The following is an 18,452-nucleotide window of genomic DNA, read 5'->3' as shown; positions in this document are numbered from 1 at the left end:
CGTGGAAAAGCTGAAAATCGTTGCGAAAAAGAATTCTAAGGGGTGCGAGGCTAAATTCACTGGCCTTATTGATGAATCAGCAGATTTTTCAGTATTGAAAATCGATACCCCAGGAGTTTATCGGTTTGACCTTGAAGGCTTAACCGGCATCACCTCCAACGGTATTCGAGAGTGGATGATTTGGTGCCAAGACCCTAAAGAGGGCGTCTCGCTGGTTTTTGAAAACGTGCCTAAAATCTTAGTGGACCAGTTCAATATGGTTGTGGGCTTTTTGCCCGATTACGCCCGTGTTGACTCGTTTTATGTTCCTTATTATTCAGATGAAACAGGAGCAGAAAAAATGGTGTTATTTGAGCGGGGCAGAGAGTTTGACGACAAATCCATCGACGCCCCACGCCACTACACCGACGAAAACACGGGCACACTCTTAGAAATAGACGTGGTCGAGGAAGCGTACTTTCAATTTCTGAAACTCGATAGATGAGTATACTCTTACAACTTCAAAATGCCTCTAAACGCTTCGGCGCCCGTGAACTCTTTCATTCGGTGAACTTTGCCATTAATAGCGAGGAGCACATCGGAGTTATCGGCCCCAATGGGGCCGGCAAGTCAACTTTATTTCAGTGCTTGATTCATCCAGACGCCCTCGATGACGGAAAAGCCATTTATCGAAGGAATCTTCGCATTGGGCACCTGGCCCAAGAAGATGCGGCCCCACCCGCGCTGACGGGGCTGGAGTTTATTCAACAAAATACTGAATACCCCGACTGGGAAATTATAAAATTAGGGGCTCAGTTTGGCTTGCTCGAAGACCACTTTCATCAGCAACTTAAAAAGCTCAGCGGCGGCTTTAGAATGAGAATAAAGCTGCTCAATCTTTTATGCCAAGATAGTGAGTTACTCCTCTTGGACGAGCCCACAAACTATCTGGATCTCGAGTCCACATTGGTTTTAGAAAAGTTTCTTCAACAATTCCCCGGATCTTTTTTGTTGATTTCACATGACAGAGAGTTTCTCCGGCGCACCACCGACCACACCCTAGAGGTCGAAAAGGGTGATATTACAAAATTCAACGGCAATATTGATGACTATTTTGAACAAAAAGCGCTGCTTGCAGAACAGCTGCAAAAAATGGCGCTCTCGCAGGAAGCCAAGCGCCAACAAGTCATGGCCTTTGCGGATCGATTTCGCGCCAAAGCGACAAAAGCAAAACAAGTTCAAAGTCGCCTGCGGCAACTGGCAAAAATGCAGTCTGTTGAAATAAAGTCTTTGCCCGTTCGAACTAAAATATCCATACCACCGCCCCTGCCCATCGGCAAATTGGCCATCGATATGGAACAAGCCGACTTGGGCTACCCCGGAGTGACAGTACTTAAAAGTTTACATTTTAGTATTTTCCGGGGGGATCACATCGGTGTGGTCGGCGCTAACGGAGCCGGCAAAACAACATTGCTCAAAGCCTTGGCTGGCGAGCTAAAGCCCATCTCCGGAAGAATTTCCCACGGGCAAAAAGTAGAGGTGGGATATTACGCCCAACATGTGGCCGAGGCCCTTGACCCCGTTGACACGGTTTATGAATCTCTCGCCCATGCAGCCCACACCTCTATAACTCCGCAAGAAATTAAAGACTTGGCGGGCTCTCTTTTGTTTTCGGGTGACTCTATCAACAAAAAAATTGCGGTACTCTCGGGCGGCGAAAAATCTCGGGTCGCCATTGGCCAGGTGCTGTTGTCAAAGTCACCAGTGATTATTCTGGACGAACCGACAAACCACTTGGATTTCCATACGGTGGAAGCCCTCACTCAAGCCCTTCGAGATTTTGCCGGCACTCTCATTGTGGTCAGCCACGATCGATCGTTTATTGGCCGTGTGGCAAAAAAAATATTTGATATCAAAAAAGGAACTTTAGAACTATTCCCCGGAACCTACGACGAATATGTTTGGAGTGTGCAACGGGGCCAGTGGGGCGCTGAAGCCGAAGACTCCACAGTGCCAAAACCCGCTGAACCGGCGCCTGGCCCAGACAAATCCTCAGCGGCCGACGCTTCTCCACTCAACAAAAAGCAATCACGCCAATGGCGAGCGCAACTGCTTGGAATTGAAAAATCCATGGAAGCTATCAATCAAAAAATAGACGAACTCTCTGAACAGCTCACCCAAACTGCTGGCGCATCAGCTCAGGGATTAGCCCGCGATCTTCACCTGCAACGGCAAAATCTTGAACAACTCGAATCGCAATGGCTTGAGTTGAGTGAAAAAATATCTGAATAAATTAACCAGTCCCTACCAATAAATGACGTTGGACTCCAGAGGCGTGTCATCGTCGTAATCAATGATTGAAACGCCTCGATCTGGATTTTTAGGCCCCGCGGGATAGGCTCCACCTGGGTACTCCGTCGGGATCGAACGCTCGTCATAGACCGACGGCCTTTGATCTTCACGGTCTTCTTCTCTTCGACGAGGATCATAAAGTGGATTTTCAAGATCAGCGCCCAATGAATAGGCCAATAGATCATGGCAGTGATAATCTGCGCTGGCCACGGGCCCAATCAGAAAAACTAAAATTAAATAGGGAGCCTTCATAGAATCCACGAGAATACCAAAAACGGGGCCGATAACAATTCATCTCTCTTTTGGTTATGAATAAGATCAACTAATGGGGCAATGCCCCCCTCAACTGAGGATGAACGCCCCGTTTATTCGATACGCCAGCTCCAACGGTATGAACATAAGACAGTTACGGCGCAATGGTCGGCAAGGCGACCAAGGCCACCGTGGCCCGAGCTCTTACTCGTCTAGATCTTAGCTCCGCGAATCAGACCACTACAAGATTCATCGCGATGATCCAGATAAAAGTGAATCATCTGCTCCACCGGCCACCGATGACCGAATATATCTTGAGGGATTCGCCCCGGGACCCCAGCAGCAAAATTCGGCGTTTTAAAATGAAAAAGTTCCACCGCTACAGTGATGCGCCGGGGTTTTGGCTTCAGCATCCGAAGCCAAGACTTTTTAGATTGAGGTTCAAAAATTTTTTCCATGTCTATTCTTACTTCGTAGATGTCATCATTTACATCCTGCAACAGGATCAGCTGCCGCTGCTTGGCCGAGGTAAACCACATGAGCTTTTTAAACCTTTGATTCGACCAAGTATCTTGAAATATGACCTCGTCATCTGCGAGACCCGGCGTCAATTCAATTATAGCCTTTCCTTCCTCATCAAGGCTTACGCCGACAAGATCACCATAGGTGGTTTCCACAATCACCGACTGAGCCTCACCGCCCGCTCGGGCTGCCGTGACCTCAGAACTCCATGAAATTCCTAAGCTTAGGCCCACAAGAACCAGTACACGTCCAACGGATCCTAGGATCACCATAAATTGCTCCAGATAGGGTTTGGTGTAGGCTCCTCGCTCGCGCCTAAAATGTCAAATGCCCCACTCTGCCTGGTAATTTTTTACTTTGTTAACACGATGGATACACTGGGCCAAAATAGCCACTGCGATTAAATGAGCTGATCCTTGTAACGATCAAACACTTTTTTCACACAAGATTCGATCTGGGCTCGAAACTTTTTGTCGTAATCGGTCCCTCGATAGGCCGCAAAAACCACAAGATATCGGTCACCCTTTAATTGATAGTAAGATATCCGGCGCTTGTTATCTCCGTCCCCGTAAGCTCCCTTTTTGGGATTCTCAGGCAACGAGAACCCCTTGGTGCTGCCATACTCCACAGACAACTGACCCGCCGCCAATTTTTCAAGTGCATAGACAAATCTTTCTATTTTTTTCTGATTGGCGCTACCCAGATCACTCTTCCTTAATAGCTCCACGGGGAGCACCACCTTGCCATCTAAAACCACAAGGTCTTCTTTCGCCCCCGCCTGCAGAGCCCGCATAATTTTCCCCACAGTAGAGTTTGGATCTGGTGGGGCCGGGATTCCTGCTTCTACCAACCGCTCCCATTTGTCTTTGTTTTTTAGCCATTGTTGTTGCCGGAGTCGAAGCTCCGCCTCGCCGCTCTCAACAGATACGGTGGCCGCCTCCAGCATTTTACGCTTTCGACTCACGCCCACTTCCATAACCACATTATAGATGCTGCCATTTTCGTCGAGGTCTTCTGACAGTTGATCCAGCGCTTTTACAAAGCCCCGGGCGGATTGATTCAAAGCGCTCTCAGCTTCCACGACAGCCTCGGCTTCGTCTCTGAGTTGCGATGTGGACTCGCCCAGCGCAATCAAACGTTCAAGTAAAATTTCAACCTCACTCTCATTGATTTCAGACTTTTCTGTTGTCTCTGCTGCTGATCGAGCTGCTAAGATTTCGCCGCCACGTTCACCGTCGTCTTCACCCAAATAGGCCGACAAGGCTTTTTTACGCTCGGGCAACAATTTGGCCATAATTTTTGCTAACTCTTTTGTGTGGAGTCGGTCTACATCTATGTTGATGTCACTAACCGCCGCCTTATAGGCCGCTCCGATTTTGTCCATGGCCAGAATGAATTTTGCCGCACTCGCTGGCTGCAATTTATGCATGAAATTTGATGCCAGTGAGGCCGGGATCCCCAAAGAGAACACATCATCCATTAGAATTTGGCGCTTTTCTTCAGATATTGGAAGTGCCGCAATCATGCTTCTCAGCGCCTCGCCCGCCACATCGGTGGTGCCGTGTATACTGGGAAAGGCAGCCTTAAACACGTCGTACCCACCCGTTTTGGGTTTACGAAATTCTCCCACTCTTTTTAACAGTTGATCGTCCACTTTTAGCCGCACAACCACCCGCTTACCCGATTTTGGCACGTTGGCTAGGGGCTCTGCTTCGGCCTCTTTGCTTTCTTCAACAGGCTCGGCCTTAGTGTGAACGTCTAATTCAGACAGCGATTTTTCTGTTGAAACCACACTGTCATAGTGACCCGCTAAATCAGCTTGATCTTGAACCCGAGTCGCAGGTCTGGCTTCGACCGTAGCCGACTCCGTGCCAACCGGTTTTGCGTCGTCCACCTCTAATGCCTCAAACCCCACAAATGCACAGCGAGCACAATTTCTGATACCATCAATCAGTTGTGAATATTTGTGATGCTTCGGCTTAATTAACTCGGCACTTTTCTGCAGGTGCCCTAAAGTGTGCAACCCCATAAGAACAAAGCCGCTGTTGGCGTGGCCAATTTGAGCCGCTGAATGGACCTGCCCATTTCGAAGTTCCATCTTCAATCGAGTCCACTCTTCATCTTTAGAAAATAATTCCTCAACACTAGAAAATTTAAGTCTTCTTACCTCTATTTGCACTTGTTCTTCGTATTTAGAAAATATGGCCCAGGGTACGGCAGCAAAAAAGTTCCCACTTCTTGCTAAATTAAACACCACCACTTGTTGTTTTTCGGTGACGGCTTCTTGCACATCGAGCAGCGAGGCCTGATCATCTTCGTCTAAAAATGAAGGGTAATAGTCGATGTCCGTGACCCACTTAAGGTAGTTTGTCGGAGCGGCCCCAATATCAAGAACACTTAACCCAATCTGAATGCTTTTGCCTTTGAGCTTGGCGTCCACACCTGAAATAAATCGAGCCATATTTTCAGGTTTTCCCACTACAGCAAAACTAATTCCCGACTCAATGCCGCCGGCAAGCTCCTTTGGCACCACAACCTGATTTTGAGCGGCCAATTCGTCAACAATGGCCGCCGTGGTGAAAGGGTTAAAATCGCCCCCCGAGACAGTCATAAAAACCACGGAAGCCAAATCTCCAAGCTCTTCATGCCGTGGGCGACGTCCCAGCTCAAAAACCAGCTCGGACACAGAAAACACCCGAACTTTAGCCTCATCCATTTCTAGTTTTATATTTGAAAGAGCCTTTTTGCAGGCTCCTGGTGGCATGATGCTTGCCTCAGTAATAGCGCCATGGGCAATCATCCAAACCCCATAGACACCAATGACAATTTTGCGCAGGCAGCAATGCTCCAACACGAGATGAACTCCTTTAATCTCTAGATGCTCAGCAATTGAGCAACTTTTATGCCATCAGGTCGCGATACAAAAAAGCCTTTAACCTTTAAATCACTCCCCTTTTTCAACTAACCCCCACCTAAACCCCGTTAGAGATCTGATGATTCCAGAAAATTTTTCATTGGGAGGACCCAAAGAGTGGTGTATACATTCCGTACACATCACATTCCGAATGCATTGGAGTAGGCTGCCTGTGCCACTTGATTTGCGATTATGATTTAAAAACAGGCGATATGGGGCTCACTATGGAGAAACGTCGAACTGGTTTTTTTGTAAACGACTTCAATCTTGAAGCTGTGACCATGCCTCTGCATCGAGGCGACAAAACCAACGATGTTCGTATTGGCCTAAGCCGAGCTATTTAATGTCTATTCGTTGGTTGAGAACGCTTGGATTTTCTTTAGATGAAATCAAAGGGCTTTTAAAAGTATTTGCTCGCAAGAAAAAGCCCACAGAAAAAATGACTAACACCATCCAGGGAAAAAGGTTGAAATTGAATATCGGATCAAGGCCTACAAAAAATCCGTCGCCATCTACAAAAAACTGTAAAAAGTCGGTAGACCTTATCAACAATCAATTTTTCATCCAAAATGCATCAATTTGAGAGCTCCACTAAAAATAAAGTTCTGTAAAAACATATAGTTAGAATACCTAAGTCCAGAGCCAAAAATAACCCTTTTGTTAACTTAACAAATATGTTATTTATATAATTGGAGATAGAATTATGGCAATACCCAACCAGTTTAATGCAGATGGATTTTTAGAACCAGAAACTTATGAGGCTACTTTTGAAGAAATTAGAAGCAGTATTCTTGTTAATGGTGATGGCCGTTCAGAAACTTGGGATCAAGGCTGGAGAAGTGAGCTTGTTAATCGAGTGGAAGTTTTAACAAAACAATTGTGGGACGTTGGAGTTGAGGACATATTTCTAGATGGATCATTTGTGGAGGATAAAGATCACCCAAATGATATTGATGGCTACTTTGATCCTCACTTGAATGGTTTTAAGCGAGAAGACCTTGTGAAACTTGAAAAGCTGGTTTCTGATTTAAACGATATTGACCCTCATAAGGTTTGGGACTGGTCGCCGGAATCAAGAAAAGCTTATAGAGGATATCCAAAAAAACAACTTCCAATGTGGTTGCTTTATAGAGTTGAGTTTTACCCACATATTAATGGTTGGAACTCAGGTATCACAGATGAATTTGGCCATGAATTGACTTTTCCTTCGGCTTTTAGGCAATCGAGAAGCAATTTTAAACCAAAAGGTATCGTGAAAGTTTTAAGAGAGGCAAAAAATGATTAAAACAGATAAAGAGTATTCAGAAGCAAAAGAAAGACTGGAAAAAGAGTTTCAAACCATTGAAGGTCAGAAGGCTAAAATGAAAGAAGCAGGCATGACAAAGTCTCAAGTTAAGCTAGCAACAGATCCTCTACTATCTTTCGCCTTTCAACTTAAAGAAGAAGTTGAGGAGTATGAAAAGCTTAAAAGAGGTGATTTTGCTCCTATTGAAAATCTCACGGGCCTAGGAAGAAGCTTGGTTGCGTTAAGAATTTTTAAAGGCCTTAAGCAAAAAGACTTAGCAGATAGACTGGGCGTGAGTGAAGCCCAGGTTTCAAGAGATGAAAGAAACGAATATCATGGAGCTTCTATTGAGAGATTGCAAAAAGTTGTAGAAGCATTGAATATTAAGTTAACGACAGAGATTGAATTGGACTTTAAGGACGCTATGTAAAATTGGCCGATTTTTGGCCAAAAGTTTTCAAAAGCTCAATAAAATACAAAAAACTGGAAGGCTACATGAAAAAATATAACCACCAAAACATTTCTAAAATTAGTGAGTTCGTGTGAGTGTAGCCGTCACCCTTGATCTTTGCGAAAACAATATGAATCCTGACGATGCCGTAATGGCCCACCTAGATTTAAAGGCCAAAAAAAGCCTTGCCATGCATTTTGGCACTTTCCCGCTCACTAATGAAGGCATTGATCAGCCCATTGAAGACCTCTACGCTATAAATATTTATACCGTTCCCGTAAAACCAATGGGTCCTTTTTTATCGATGGCACACTGAAATCGGCTATTCATACATTCAGTTTGCCGTTCATTGCGTACGACCATCGCTCCAAAGTGGACATTTTTTCTGAAAGCAGCCTGGCTGCGCCGCTTTTTTTGCTCTCAGGCCTAGACTCTGGTTGGAGAGGCATTTAGCCTTAAAGGCAGCGAGGTGATTTTTGTGTCTGACACTATTGTGAACGGCCCATCCTATCAAAGCTCATACAAGGCCTTGAACGACAACCTCATTCAACTTGTGAGGACCCACCATTGGCTGTCTGAGACCGTTCACACCGATGTGGCGGGGCCGCAATGGTGGTTGTTTTTCGGTGACCTTTCAGAAAACCAAGTTTGTGTCTTCTCACAAGGACAATGGCTGAGCGAAACAGGTCCGTCTGCCCTTTTTCTCCCGCCTTTTTCAGTTATTCACTGGAGGATCAAACCCGGGCCACTGGAGTGGACGGCCTTTATTGGACGTACACCTCTACCTGAATCTGTGCCTAAAAACCCGTATCTGATGTCGCGGAAGGGATTGTCACCAATCAGCACAGAAGAAGATGTAAAGTGTTTTATGCAAGACTTTCCGAAAGGCCGCAACATTGTCTATAAAAAAGATCCTGCGGCCGTGAGCTTGAGGGTGAAGGGCTATATTGATAGCAACCCTGGCCAAGATTACCCTATCCAGGAGATCGCTGAAAAACTTAAGATAAACTATCGAGTGATGTCGCGATTTTTTCATGATGATTTCGGACTCACACCAGCGGCGTACAGAAATAATCTTCGAGTGATGCACGCCAAATGCACTATGGTTTTTGACAAGCCCTCGGTGCTGGACGTGGCCCTTTCCACAGGGTTTTCAAGTTCTGGCGGACTGAGTAAGGCATTTAGAAAAATCATGGATCTAGCGCCGTCAAAGTTTCTTTAGGCACTCAGGTGCTTATTCTTGTTTTTTCTCTCTTCGATAATAGTAAATATGAACATCGTGAGAACCATCGGGGTGGTACACGAAAAACTCTGAAGCCAAGTATAGATAATCCACCTCGTTGCTGCTGGCTTGGACATCTAGTGAAAAACGAATGGTCGCCTCCATGGGCTGCCCTTTTGTTTGAAACGGATGGCGATACAAATAGGTCATATATTTAATCACATCCTCTTTACGGGTCACCTCTTGCACTGGATAAACTCCAACAAATGGATCACCGTCGATGGATACAAATAATCCTGAACTCCTATCTTCAAACCTCACCTGCGATAGACATACCGATTCGGGCAAAAATTCAGCTCCAGGAATTTTCTCAATACCCGAGTGCTTGAAAAAGCAAGTGTCCTCAGCACTCCAACCCACAGACGCCGTCATCAAAACGAGCAAAGGTACCAGGTTCCATTTTGATTTGCATCGCATCAACGATTTCATAGCTGCCCTATTATCTAAGACTCCCAAAGCGCCCCTCCCTAAACATAAGCATACGTGCTCGGTTCCATTTCGATTTGCGGCGCATCGACTGCTTCACGACGGCCCAATCATCTAAGACTTCCAAGTGGCCCTCCCCGCGTGATAACATAAGAAGCATAAGTACAGAGCTCCATTTTGATTTGAGCCGCATCGACACTTTCGTGGCTCCCCGATTATTTAACCCTTTCAAAGTGTCCGCTTTTCGCGCAAGAGGCCTTCCCCAACTTCAAGTCGTTAGCCACCAAAATTTTCAACAGCCGGAGAATCCAGTTAACAGTAAAGACCAACGGTACCCCACAAATTCGATTTCATCCAGGCACCTTGTCTTTCCTATCCCCATGCTCTATTCCATCAATGTTAATTCGAACCACGTTGGCAAGCAGAGAAAATATTAACGACCCCGCAAGGCCTTCAATTTTTTTAAACCAGCCTGGCAAAAACTCGGGGTGCACAATGATACCTTGTCGATAAGGTTCTTCGAGTTCAAATACATCTTCAAGACTCACGCGGCCGCAAAAAAGTAGGTGGGCCAGCTCCATTCGATTGTGTTTCATGGCCCATCGAAACAACGTGTGCACATTCATCAGGCCATCAAGATAAATGCAATCTTTGGTGAAGATAATGTTTTTATCTGGGTAGCCACCCCTAAAAATTCGCTGCGTGGATGTGTAACTCTCAAGCACACTTTGCCCATTGTCTTTGAAAAACTGATACACATCTCTGAAGCTCGCACCCTTAAGGGCCAGATCAATGGCCAAAATGCGCAAACTGATTCGCTTCATTCGGTTGATATCAAGAGAACCTGTAATGGCCTCAGAAAAAGTCGCAAGCCCCTCTTGGGCTTTCAAGGTTCGAAGTGACCCACTCCCCATACACTTTAAGACGTTTTGTTTGGAGCCATTGATTGCGGTTAAAGAATGAATCATCACTTCGTGGTAAAACAATTGTTTAAAGTCGTATTCAGTGAAGTGAGTGCCCGCCCGAATTCTCACCTTTTGCCCCGTGGCCGTGGCCTTTGCCGCAAGACCAGTGACGATTTCCACCTCAGGCCCTTGACCATGAAACACACCAGAAATTCGGCGATCCAAGTAGGCTTTAATTGAGTCCGCCATGATGCAAACTTCTGGTTCTTTGAGGTAAGGAAACTCAAAGGCATGGGCCATATCCACCACCTGCCGAGCCGCATCGATATTGCTCACCGTGGAAGCCGGCAATGCATCACCCGGAGTGCCAAAAATTCGTTTAGACAGTTCAGTAAACGAGTCGGTGCCGATGGCATGATTCAGATCAATCATATCCATGTAGCTTTGAATGGTTTTATAGGTGTATTTTTCAAGGGGATCAGAGGGCGTAAAAGAATTTAGCAGGTTTGAAAGAGCAGTTCTTTCAGACGAATAATCAACCTTTTCGTAAACCACCTCAGGCAAATGGGCCTTGTCATTGACGAGTGCTTTTAGAAACTCCTGCTCCAACTGAACAGGCCAAGCCAAATTACCCAATAGCCGTAGGTTTTTGCCAATACTGTAAGCGTCGTCATTGATCTTAGTTATGGCCGCAGTTGAATCCACCCCATCCCCCTAACTCATGGCTTAAATTTATATCACTTCGGGATTCGGTTCAATTTTGATTTAATTTATTGTGTCACTAAGAGGGCCATTTGAAAAGATACGAAGTTTAACCCCTAATGGCAGTTGGGAGTTCGCTTTCGGCGCCGCAAAAACACCTAGCAAGCTTTTTTATATTCGCGAATGAAGATTTCTAGTTTCTCCGACGCGCAGCTTGGGAATTCATGATCAAAGGTGCGGTAACTCAGATCACAACATTATCTCGACCTACGTCGCACCAAACTGCTGGGCGTCTCTTTGCGATTCCAACTCACGCATATAGATGCCCCTAGTGTTTTGAACGAAGTTGTCAACCTCGCTATTCACAAAAAAGCTCAAGCCTTGAATTCAAAACAGTCTTTAAAAAAGTTAGTCTCTCGAAGCCTAATATTGCAGCTGGCCATCGGAGCTTCCTCCTCTAATTCAACCAAACCCATGGGCGCACAAAACCGGTGCAAGAACCGGGTTGTAAAAGAGTGAACCACGTCATCGCCCGGCTGTCCAAAGTGTGATTTACACTCTTCTTCGGCCATCATCGGAAAAGCGCGAAAAAATACCTTGCCTATATCCTCCCCGCGCACCCATTGCTTAGCGTTTTTATGAATCAAAAGTAAGTTGAACACGAGGCTCGCCTGGATCAGAGCAAAATCGGGGTACCGATCGAAATACCCCCAATTCAATTTATTCGCAAAACTTAAAAAAAGTTGCTTATAAAGATCCACCCGGTTGTTTCTTTCCAATATCTTCTGTCCGGCCTGGGTCAGCGAGAATTTTCCAGATCGAATCTTTATGAACCCACTTTCTTTTAGTAAAAATTTTGTCCGATGGATTTCTATTGAATCTTCCTCGCCATGGCCGGGTCGAAAGTATTCATATCCATCTCGAGCAAAAAATTTATCGTACATTTCCAGTACCACAGCCTTCGGCAGGTTGCCTTTCTGAGTGGCGCGCATTCTACCTTCAGTCTCAGCTATTTTCTCCATTATATACAGGGCATGAGTTACTATGGGTGGAGCGCCCAACTGCTCGTTACTTTCACAGCTGAAGCGAAATAATTCATTATCAAACTCGAAACGAGAGTAGTGGATTTGACGCATTTGATTAGGCGAAAGACCTAAAAATTCCTTAATCGGCGCGTTGTTTTGTGCATCAACTTGCGCTGACAAAATTTCATTGAATACGTCGAGACCCGAAGCCCCCGAATCGATCGGCAATCGTTTAAGAATCTCTTCGGGGCTCAAGTCCAAACGGTTGCTATCCGATTTTTGTTTTTCAATTTGAAGTGGAAACTTGATAATCTCTGCCATTCGCCCCTCCTAAACTAGTCCGTGGCATCCCGTTAAGAAACTAAGCCAGCCTTTTTGACTTCAATTTGGCCAGGTCTTCGAGGTTCAAAATCTGAATCTCTATGATATTTCCGGCTTCATCTTCGCAAAAAAACAAAACCATCTTTTTCATACGACTTGGCCTCAACGCCGTCTTTAATCTTAATCGATGCAAAGTCATTCTCAGCATCAATATAAATCTTTGGTTCCCTTTCAGTTCTCCCTGAAGTTGTGCGTTACTGCAATAACAACCCACAAGTTTGGCTTTTTCTTTTCAAGAACGACTCAGGCTATCATATTGTCAGCCCTGCCTGCCAAGGATTTTGCAAGAATATATTTGGGCCCTTGAACCTTAAAATAAGCTCGCTTTTGCCTAAATTAAATAGACTACTTATTTCGGCGACTTACAGAGGTTATTGCGACACTGGGGCCACAAGGGGTACAATTATAAAAGGGAAGGGGCATCAAGTTGTCAAACAGACCACCAACAATGGCAAAAATCTGGCAAGTCTCCGTGACTATCATGGTGGTGGGGGCTCTATTTTTTCTTTTTCAAAATTGTTCGGGCCATAGCGATAAAGGCAGCGACGCCGGCGCTTTGAGTGCGCGGCCAGAAAAGCTCTGTGGAGAAGAAGGCTTTCGCTATATGCTCGACACCTACTTTATCCCCCACTGTGCTGCATGCCACAAAGTTGGCGGATTGGCCCACCCTCCATTTGCCGATCATAACCTTGAGATTTCTTTTAAGTATGCCTTTAGTATTCCGAAGGAAAACTTCATTAAAAAGTCCACCGAAAATGATCTCTGTGCAGCACAAGGCTGCAATCTCATTCCTGGCGAACCCCGCTATCAAGACCTAGTGGAGTGGCTGGATAGCCCCCGCTTCTGCGATGAATAAAGGGTGCAGCGTCACCCGGCCTTAAGTGATCGAAGTTGAGCTTTTGGCCTGCAGCAATCTTCATATGTCATAAATATTTGACATAGTCATGTTTTTATGACATGACGATTGACAATGAAGGCTATACGGCTTCACCAGTCATTACTTAAAGACATCGAATCAACTCCCTTGAGCGTTCGCGCACGACTGGCTGAACTCTTGGATCTGATTGCTTCTGGTAAACACATTGGCAGGCCGCGCCCAAAAAGGAATTGGATGTGGCCAAAAAACGAATAAAGGATTTGTTATGAGTAAAGAGTATTTTGAAGTCAAATCCACAAAAGAACTTTGTCGACTCCTAGGCTTACCTGCCTCTGAGGCAAATAAGGTTGAAGCCAGAAGAAACCTTGTGCTTGCTATCGAAAAGGTCATAAAGCAAAAAAAATGGACCCATGAAGTGGCCGCGAAGAAGGCCCATGTGGGGCGTACAGTTATTACCGCAATCTTGAATGGCAATATCAAAAACATATCAACTGACAGGCTGATCGATATTGCGCAAAACCTCGGCCTCAGTGTACAGATCAAGGTGGCTTAGATGTAAAGAGATGCCTACCGGTTAGAACCACTAATGCGACGGCTCGCGCCCGATGGCACACCAGTCCATAGCTGGCTTGCGGCCGCCGTCATATTTGTAGGCGAGCCGGTTTTTCACAAGGATATCTTTTAGATTTTGTCCATCATAGACAACATCAGCTACCACACGAAAATACTTGCCGCGCTTGATGTTTTTTAAATCAATGCGTTTGGCTCGCCCTAAAACATTGGCAACCAGACGCCGGGCCATTCTAGCGGCTTGTTTTTCACAATGGCTTTTGGTTTTCACTTCAGCTGTGTCAATGCCATCCACCCGCACCGCAATATTTTTGCCCAACAGTGGATGCACGCCCGGGATATTAAACGTGACAGTATCGCCGTCGTAATTTTTAACATACTGCACGCACGCAAACATCTCAGGCGTGTGCACACAACTCGTTTCATCGGCTGAAGCGACGACCGGCAACAAAAACTGAAGAAATACTAAGATGACCACCACATTTACTATTGTGCATAGGTTTTTGTTATTAATCGACATTAACTTGCTTTACGGCTCGCGCCATTGGGTGCTTCATGTTTTGGGACGTCCGATGACTTTTTATAGCTCCCGTCTTTTTCTATGTAATAACATCGATCAGGTGCCACAACTAAACACACCGGATGGCCACGGCCGGCACACGCCGATCCCAAGCCAATGACAACTGACTCCACAGTATCGTCGGTGATGTAACCGTCCTTGTCGAATGGGTCGTATATGGTAGCAAGGGTCATTGAACCCTTTGGCGGGTTCGCCACAAGTTCTTCAACGTCTTTGATAAGACGCACCTCAATTGGACTCACTTCATAGCCATTTGGGTCCAACACCAAATAATAGGGATACTGTTTTTTATCTACTTTCATATTGTCTTCTCCTTGTAACTTCGTTTTATACGTTCTTAAATCATTTGCCGCACACGCCCCCTACAAAAGGCCCATGCGTTTTATAACCTGGTAAGACATCGGCTGTGCTGTGGTGTTGATAAACTTATATAAATGAAAAATCTCAAATGTGTAAAGCCGAGCAAGAGCGCCAAGAATGGAGTCGACGGTCACATCGTCAAACCCACCGCCTGGCTCTAAACTTTTCAACCTCATAAAAATAGCGCCGCCCAACTCAGGCTGAGGACAACCCAATGCCGAAAGCCGCTCGACAACAACACGTCTTTCATCGTCTTGTGCCGACATTCGTGCCACCACCGAGTAAAGGTTTTCCGTTTTCCCTACTGACTCTCGTTGCATGATCCTTTTCACCCACGCTCATTGATTCTCCCTTTGGTTAAGAAAAATTCGCCCTAAGGGTCTTTGCGAATAAACAGCAAATGCGGTTTCATCAGCGCTGACAAAATAGTAGAAGTTCTCGTCCTGACCCCTGTAACTAACGGCCACATAACGATTAGTTGATAACCTCAAGAGCAGTCCGTCTTCAGTTTTTACAAGCGGGACAAAAATCACCCATGAACGAAAATGCACGATTACCATCTCAATTTGTGCCGTGAAAAAATCAAAGCCTTGCTCAAAGTCTAGGTCCAGTATCCCTAACCGCACCATGAGCCCCAATATTCGAGTTTGGCTCATAATCTTGATTTTCCTATAGTAACGCTTCAGCCACGTGCCCAAGCACTTGCCCCCTTTTGATTAATTCGTTCGCTCTACGCTTTCATTCATTCTAAAGGCCGATCGCGACACAAGGGGTCGTGGCTACTACGACCTGAGCTGGCATGCGCGAAATCTATAATAAATAAGACGGCAGACCTAAAGTCTGTGGATCTGTTCGCCGATGGGATATGTAAGATGGCACGGCATGAAACCACATTGCGCACACTACGAGCGCTCCACTTGCTTGAAACGAGCCGGCTTGGCTTGTCGGCTCGAGAACTCACAGATCGCTTAAAGGCAGATGGTTATGCTGTATCAAAACGCCAGGTCCTACGCGATTTACAATGCCTTGAAGAAATCGGCTTTGATTTAAACAAAATCGACCGTGACGGTAAGCCCGTCTACAGCCTTTCTGAATACGCCAAGGTTAGTAAAAACGTGCGATTCACCTACAAAGAAGTGTTCGCACTCTACATTGTGAGAAACAATCTCGACCACCTTAAAGGCAGCCCCGTCTTTTCTGAAATTGATTCTCTTTTCACCAAGTTAGAGAAGCTCTTTGGCACAAATATCGAAGCCTTTACAGAGCTTGTCGGCAACATTAAGTTTCGGCCGCGAATCACCTGGCACACGAGCGTTCAACCCATTGTGCTTGACACTGTCTATAACGGAATCGAAGAGGGCCACCCACTTAAGATGGTCTACCGCGCTGAAGGTGGCGAGAGTGCTGGCAAAGAAACAACTCGCACGGTGGGGCCTGAGTGCCTGTACTTTGCCAATGGTGGTGTGTACCTAATTGCAAAGGACCTCAACAAAAATGAACCTCGAACCTATGCACTGGCGCGGATTAAATCCGTTGAAATGGACACATCCAAAGAGTACTCACGCGAAGGCCTGAGTCCTGAAAATTTATTCAAAGATGCCTTCGGAGTGCTAAACACGGGCACAGCAGACAACGTAGAAATTGCCCTGGAGGGCCCGATGGCCACCTTTATTGCCGAACGCCGATGGCACAATTCGCAAACCGTCGTAAACACTCATGATGGCATATTTTTGAGAATGCACGTTAAAATAAACGAGGAGTTCGTCCATTGGGTGCTTAGCCTCGGCCCATCGGCCACAGTCGTTGCCCCAGACAGTTTGAAACAGGCCGTTCTTACGACTGCCCAATCAATTTTATCAAACTACAATAAAAAGGCGGCGTAAGCTTTTTGTTATTTAAGGGTTCACTTTCTCACGGATCCATAGGGGCTTTGCCGGGACAAAGTCTATGAAGTGATATGTGAACACACGATCCTGCTCCGGCTCGAGTCGTTTAATCTGAAAGCGAATGGACTGGCCTGAGGCGTTAGCCTTAAAAAGAATGTCACGCAATTTATCTACGCTGCCCATAGATTCACCATCAACGGCCTCGACAATATCACCCTCACTCACCTTTAACAAATCACCTATGCTACCGCTATCAACGTGAGTGACGGCCACAAAGGTTTTACCACTATTTAATAATTTAAAATCGCGACGATTTTCTTCTTCAAAAACAACTCCATTGGCATAAATGGCCTTAATATCTAACGGGCTTTGGGTTCTTTCAACAGGTGCTATGACTTTTGATTTCTTGCCACCGCGTAAAACGGCAAACCTGACTTTGCCGCTTTGGCCCCTTAGTACGTGTACAAGATCAGCCACGGTCTCCACTGACTCATTGCCCACAGCCAAGATCTCATCCCCCGGCTGAAACGCTTTGCCCTTATAGACCTTTGCCACCAGCAAATGCCGACTCTCTTCTTGCTGGTCCACAAAGGCCACGTTAAGGCTGGGCGGCAATGGATCGATGCCTTGTCGTAAAAGGTCGACTATCTTGCAAGCTTGACTGACTTTCAATGCGAAATTGGTATTTTGTGCCGCCCCACGTGAAGCGGTATTGATGCCTATGACCTGGCCTTTTTCCATATCAATCAGTGGCCCACCTGAGTTGCCAGGGTTAATGGCAGCGTCAATTTGCAAGTAGGCCCCACGAATGGCGCGCATGTTTGATATTTCACCCGAGACAACGCCGGTGGTGCCAGAAAAATAGGAACCCAACGGGTGCCCAAAGGCCCCGATGGGTTGACCAATAGGGACTTTTTGCCGACAATCCATCACAGCTTCTTGGCTTTGCACTGGGATGTCTGCCGGCTTAACTTCAATCACGGCTAGATCCAAAAAGGGATCCACGTAGAGCTTCTTTGCGTTTACATATTGGCTCTTCCAAAAACCCACAAACAGATCCGAGGGCGACCGGCCCACCACATGGGCATTTGTCACAATCCACCCTCGGCTTTTGTCCACTAGAAAACCAGCACCCTCAAAAACACCTTTTTCGTCACCATACAGGGGCACACCAACACGGTTTCGTACCTTTACCGTGTACTTTTTGGCCGACTCAAAGTACTCAGGTCCAGTAATGGCAAGTGCGTCTTGCGCACCAACCAACAACAATACGAAGAAAAGACGAAAAAACTTTGAGACATCAAACATCGTCCACCCCACCGACAGGTAAGATCACAATCCCTCCACTTGGTGGCTTCGAAGAAAAATCCACTGATCCGTCTTTTTCAACGTAGTAACAGCGATCCGGTGCGGTCACGAGACACCCTCGCAGGTTTCGCTTTTGCACCATGTGCTGAACCACAATAATCAATCCCTCAACTGTAGCGGCATCAATGTAACCATCCTCAGCCCAGGGTGACCGTTGCATATTGTAAACCAACTGCCCGCGATCACGACCCTGATCCTTTAGCTCAGCGATGGCCCCCAATGAGTTAAAACACACCTCGTGTTTTTCATAAACACTGTTTTGAATTCTCATTATGATATATGGATAATTATTTTTTAAGTTAATGACCTTAGACATTTCAATGCCCCCTCTTGTT

General features: G+C 45.9%; 22 protein-coding genes. 10 read left to right on the top strand and 12 right to left on the bottom strand.

Going from position 1 to position 18,452, the window contains the following annotated elements; translation table 11 throughout:
* Position 1: 1 nt before the first annotated feature.
* Positions 2-484, top strand: coding sequence for a hypothetical protein (locus tag H6626_02005; protein ID USN47887.1), 483 nt, complete (start codon positions 2-4; stop codon positions 482-484).
* The gene (locus tag H6626_02000; protein USN47886.1) at positions 481-2,271 is read left to right on the top strand and encodes an ABC-F family ATP-binding cassette domain-containing protein; all 1,791 of its coding nucleotides are present in this window, start codon (positions 481-483) and stop codon (positions 2,269-2,271) included. The genes H6626_02005 and H6626_02000 overlap by 4 nt, the downstream gene beginning before the upstream one ends.
* A 12-nt stretch (positions 2,272-2,283) precedes the next feature.
* Here the strand turns inward: H6626_02000 and H6626_01995 are convergent, their stop codons facing one another.
* The 3 genes from H6626_01995 to H6626_01985 all read right to left on the bottom strand — a co-directional run bounded on the left by H6626_01995 (position 2,284) and on the right by H6626_01985 (position 5,959).
* Entirely contained in the window at positions 2,284-2,583 is a 300-nt protein-coding gene (locus tag H6626_01995; protein USN47885.1) for a hypothetical protein, read from the bottom strand.
* Between the two features lie 212 nt (positions 2,584-2,795).
* On the bottom strand, positions 2,796-3,377 hold the full coding sequence (locus H6626_01990; GenBank protein USN47884.1) for a hypothetical protein: 582 nt from the start codon (positions 3,375-3,377) through the stop codon (positions 2,796-2,798).
* A gap of 128 nt (positions 3,378-3,505) precedes the next feature.
* Positions 3,506-5,959, bottom strand: coding sequence for a hypothetical protein (locus tag H6626_01985; protein USN47883.1), 2,454 nt, complete (start codon positions 5,957-5,959; stop codon positions 3,506-3,508).
* 403 nt (positions 5,960-6,362) lie between these two features.
* Here H6626_01985 and H6626_01980 point away from each other — a divergent pair, with 403 nt between their 5' ends.
* From H6626_01980 to H6626_01960, 5 genes are all read left to right on the top strand, one after another.
* A complete protein-coding gene (locus tag H6626_01980; GenBank protein ID USN47882.1) occupies positions 6,363-6,602 on the top strand; it encodes a MerR family DNA-binding protein in 240 nt (79 codons plus the stop codon).
* Positions 6,603-6,722: 120 nt separating this feature from the next.
* Entirely contained in the window at positions 6,723-7,304 is a 582-nt protein-coding gene (locus H6626_01975) for a hypothetical protein (GenBank protein USN47881.1), read from the top strand.
* The gene (locus tag H6626_01970; GenBank protein ID USN47880.1) at positions 7,297-7,734 is read left to right on the top strand and encodes a helix-turn-helix transcriptional regulator; all 438 of its coding nucleotides are present in this window, start codon (positions 7,297-7,299) and stop codon (positions 7,732-7,734) included. The genes H6626_01975 and H6626_01970 overlap by 8 nt, the downstream gene beginning before the upstream one ends.
* A 112-nt stretch (positions 7,735-7,846) precedes the next feature.
* On the top strand, positions 7,847-8,071 hold the full coding sequence (locus H6626_01965) for a hypothetical protein (GenBank protein ID USN47879.1): 225 nt from the start codon (positions 7,847-7,849) through the stop codon (positions 8,069-8,071).
* Between the two features lie 162 nt (positions 8,072-8,233).
* Entirely contained in the window at positions 8,234-8,977 is a 744-nt protein-coding gene (locus tag H6626_01960) for a helix-turn-helix transcriptional regulator (protein ID USN47878.1), read from the top strand.
* Between the two features lie 12 nt (positions 8,978-8,989).
* Here the strand turns inward: H6626_01960 and H6626_01955 are convergent, their stop codons facing one another.
* The 3 genes from H6626_01955 to H6626_01945 all read right to left on the bottom strand — a co-directional run bounded on the left by H6626_01955 (position 8,990) and on the right by H6626_01945 (position 12,416).
* Complete coding sequence (locus tag H6626_01955; protein USN47877.1) at positions 8,990-9,466, bottom strand: hypothetical protein; 477 nt, start codon at positions 9,464-9,466, stop codon at positions 8,990-8,992.
* Between the two features lie 347 nt (positions 9,467-9,813).
* Positions 9,814-11,073: a DUF1704 domain-containing protein gene (locus H6626_01950; protein USN47876.1), complete on the bottom strand. Its 1,260-nt coding sequence runs from the start codon at positions 11,071-11,073 to the stop codon at positions 9,814-9,816.
* 371 nt (positions 11,074-11,444) lie between these two features.
* Positions 11,445-12,416: a hypothetical protein gene (locus H6626_01945; GenBank protein USN47875.1), complete on the bottom strand. Its 972-nt coding sequence runs from the start codon at positions 12,414-12,416 to the stop codon at positions 11,445-11,447.
* Positions 12,417-12,903: 487 nt separating this feature from the next.
* Here H6626_01945 and H6626_01940 point away from each other — a divergent pair, with 487 nt between their 5' ends.
* Together H6626_01940 and H6626_01935 are read left to right on the top strand one after the other, a co-directional pair.
* The gene (locus H6626_01940; protein ID USN47874.1) at positions 12,904-13,332 is read left to right on the top strand and encodes a hypothetical protein; all 429 of its coding nucleotides are present in this window, start codon (positions 12,904-12,906) and stop codon (positions 13,330-13,332) included.
* A gap of 286 nt (positions 13,333-13,618) precedes the next feature.
* The gene (locus H6626_01935) at positions 13,619-13,906 is read left to right on the top strand and encodes an XRE family transcriptional regulator (GenBank protein USN47873.1); all 288 of its coding nucleotides are present in this window, start codon (positions 13,619-13,621) and stop codon (positions 13,904-13,906) included.
* Positions 13,907-13,936: 30 nt separating this feature from the next.
* On the opposite strand, the gene H6626_01930 is transcribed toward H6626_01935, so the two are convergent.
* The 4 genes from H6626_01930 to H6626_01915 form a co-directional block, all read right to left on the bottom strand.
* Entirely contained in the window at positions 13,937-14,320 is a 384-nt protein-coding gene (locus H6626_01930; protein ID USN48928.1) for a thermonuclease family protein, read from the bottom strand.
* A gap of 122 nt (positions 14,321-14,442) precedes the next feature.
* Positions 14,443-14,805 carry a hypothetical protein gene (locus tag H6626_01925; protein ID USN47872.1) on the bottom strand — a complete coding sequence of 121 codons (363 nt, stop codon included), beginning with the start codon at positions 14,803-14,805 and terminating at the stop codon, positions 14,443-14,445.
* A 60-nt stretch (positions 14,806-14,865) separates the two neighbouring features.
* A complete protein-coding gene (locus H6626_01920; GenBank protein USN47871.1) occupies positions 14,866-15,195 on the bottom strand; it encodes a hypothetical protein in 330 nt (109 codons plus the stop codon).
* Between the two features lie 6 nt (positions 15,196-15,201).
* Positions 15,202-15,519: a hypothetical protein gene (locus H6626_01915; GenBank protein ID USN47870.1), complete on the bottom strand. Its 318-nt coding sequence runs from the start codon at positions 15,517-15,519 to the stop codon at positions 15,202-15,204.
* A gap of 216 nt (positions 15,520-15,735) precedes the next feature.
* Here H6626_01915 and H6626_01910 point away from each other — a divergent pair, with 216 nt between their 5' ends.
* The gene (locus H6626_01910; protein ID USN47869.1) at positions 15,736-16,746 is read left to right on the top strand and encodes a WYL domain-containing protein; all 1,011 of its coding nucleotides are present in this window, start codon (positions 15,736-15,738) and stop codon (positions 16,744-16,746) included.
* Between the two features lie 12 nt (positions 16,747-16,758).
* Here H6626_01910 and H6626_01905 read toward each other — a convergent pair whose 3' ends face one another.
* Positions 16,759-18,057, bottom strand: a complete 1,299-nt coding sequence (locus H6626_01905; GenBank protein ID USN47868.1) for a trypsin-like peptidase domain-containing protein — start codon at positions 18,055-18,057, stop codon at positions 16,759-16,761.
* Positions 18,050-18,433, bottom strand: a complete 384-nt coding sequence (locus H6626_01900; GenBank protein USN47867.1) for a hypothetical protein — start codon at positions 18,431-18,433, stop codon at positions 18,050-18,052. Before H6626_01900 ends, H6626_01905 begins: the two co-directional genes overlap by 8 nt.
* Positions 18,434-18,452 lie beyond the last annotated feature (19 nt).

The organism is Pseudobdellovibrionaceae bacterium (assembly GCA_023898385.1).
In the GTDB taxonomy this organism is placed as follows: Bacteria; Bdellovibrionota; Bdellovibrionia; order Bdellovibrionales; family UBA1609.
Note: the sequence above shows the minus strand (reverse complement) of the source record. Positions and strands in the feature narration are given on the sequence as shown.

Bases quoted from the DNA above. Each gene is read 5' to 3' on its own strand.
- H6626_01915 (USN47870.1), bottom strand. From the start codon at position 15,519: ATGAGCCAAACTCGAATATTGGGGCTCATGGTGCGGTTAGGGATACTG.
- H6626_01990 (USN47884.1), bottom strand. From the start codon at position 3,377: ATGGTGATCCTAGGATCCGTTGGACGTGTACTGGTTCTTGTGGGCCTA.
- H6626_01900 (USN47867.1), bottom strand. From the start codon at position 18,433: ATGTCTAAGGTCATTAACTTAAAAAATAATTATCCATATATCATAATG.
- H6626_01955 (USN47877.1), bottom strand. From the start codon at position 9,466: ATGAAATCGTTGATGCGATGCAAATCAAAATGGAACCTGGTACCTTTG.
- H6626_02000 (USN47886.1), top strand. From the start codon at position 481: ATGAGTATACTCTTACAACTTCAAAATGCCTCTAAACGCTTCGGCGCC.
- H6626_01930 (USN48928.1), bottom strand. From the start codon at position 14,320: ATGTTTGCGTGCGTGCAGTATGTTAAAAATTACGACGGCGATACTGTC.
- H6626_01910 (USN47869.1), top strand. From the start codon at position 15,736: ATGGCACGGCATGAAACCACATTGCGCACACTACGAGCGCTCCACTTG.
- H6626_01905 (USN47868.1), bottom strand. From the start codon at position 18,057: ATGTTTGATGTCTCAAAGTTTTTTCGTCTTTTCTTCGTATTGTTGTTG.
- H6626_01980 (USN47882.1), top strand. From the start codon at position 6,363: ATGTCTATTCGTTGGTTGAGAACGCTTGGATTTTCTTTAGATGAAATC.
- H6626_01970 (USN47880.1), top strand. From the start codon at position 7,297: ATGATTAAAACAGATAAAGAGTATTCAGAAGCAAAAGAAAGACTGGAA.
- H6626_01995 (USN47885.1), bottom strand. From the start codon at position 2,583: ATGAAGGCTCCCTATTTAATTTTAGTTTTTCTGATTGGGCCCGTGGCC.
- H6626_01975 (USN47881.1), top strand. From the start codon at position 6,723: ATGGCAATACCCAACCAGTTTAATGCAGATGGATTTTTAGAACCAGAA.
- H6626_01945 (USN47875.1), bottom strand. From the start codon at position 12,416: ATGGCAGAGATTATCAAGTTTCCACTTCAAATTGAAAAACAAAAATCG.
- H6626_01925 (USN47872.1), bottom strand. From the start codon at position 14,805: ATGAAAGTAGATAAAAAACAGTATCCCTATTATTTGGTGTTGGACCCA.
- H6626_01935 (USN47873.1), top strand. From the start codon at position 13,619: ATGAGTAAAGAGTATTTTGAAGTCAAATCCACAAAAGAACTTTGTCGA.